The following is a 1,069-nucleotide window of genomic DNA, read 5'->3' on the forward strand; positions in this document are numbered from 1 at the left end:
ATTATCGAGTTGGGTAAACTCGGTGTTGTCTTTCAGGCGGATAGTGTCGGTTGCATCACCGTTTACGACTAACTCAGATTTTGTGAGTTTCGCAAGCACGTTGTTATCCAGCGTAATGTCGGTAGAATACTGGGTATTAGTCATATTTATAACTTTAAGGTTTCCACCGTATTTATTGAACAACTCATCGTAATGCGATGTAGTAAAATCTTCTTTGGAACTGCGAGGTTTGTCATAGCCATCGTAGTTTAACAAGGTATAAACTTTATCTGCCCCACTTCTAAAAGAAGCAAGGGCTGCATTACCATCGTCGTAAATTACTTTACGGGAAGCAGTTAACGTTGTTCCTCTGTATTCATTGAGCTCATCAAATTGACCTGGTTGCCCAATAAATGATATCTTCCAATTTGGTTCCTCGCCATCAATAATCCCATTATCGTTTAGATCCTGATGAGTAGCAATACGGCGACCGAAATCATCATAGAACCACTTAGCAGTATATGAACGACCATCTGAATAAACATCGGTACGACCTAGTATTGTACCATTAGCATCAGTATCTCTATGGAATATTAGTTTTCCTTCATTACCATCAAATAAACCATTGGCATTTGTATCAGTAAAGATTTCTATCTCACGATTATAGGCATCGTATTTAGTCTCAATAATCCGTTCCTTTTGTTCATTTACCCCTAGATTAATACGTTTTATTTGGCGATTATAAGTATCATATTCGTAACTTATGTTACTACTTAATACATTATTAGCATACGATTTTACATTCATATCACGTCCATATAAATCTTTATCGCGAAGAATATAAGCATCAATATCATTACCTTGACCAAGATTATCAATATCCGTTCTGATAAGTTGGTTTAAATTGTTGTAATGATAAGTTTCCTTACGCTCAAAACCCTCTTTTTCCGTATTTGTGTCAAAGCTTCTCGTTGCCACACGGTTGTAGATGTCATAAGTGTACTTATTGTTAGCAATTAGTGTAAAAGTCATTCGATTAGATGTTTTTTTGTTCTATTTGAGTGTAAATATAATACTTTCAAAAATATAA

The 1,069-nt window shown here is 35.2% G+C and carries 1 protein-coding gene; it reads right to left on the minus strand.

Translation table 11 applies throughout. The annotated features are described in order from the left end of the window. A partial coding sequence (locus ACERCG_RS12160; protein ID WP_373612303.1) for a hypothetical protein occupies nucleotides 1-1,011 on the minus strand: 1,011 nt, incomplete at its 3' end. Between the last annotated feature and the right edge of the window lie 58 nt (nucleotides 1,012-1,069).

It is taken from the genome of Mannheimia sp. E30BD, assembly GCF_041807785.1.
In the GTDB taxonomy this organism is placed as follows: domain Bacteria; phylum Pseudomonadota; class Gammaproteobacteria; order Enterobacterales; family Pasteurellaceae; genus Mannheimia.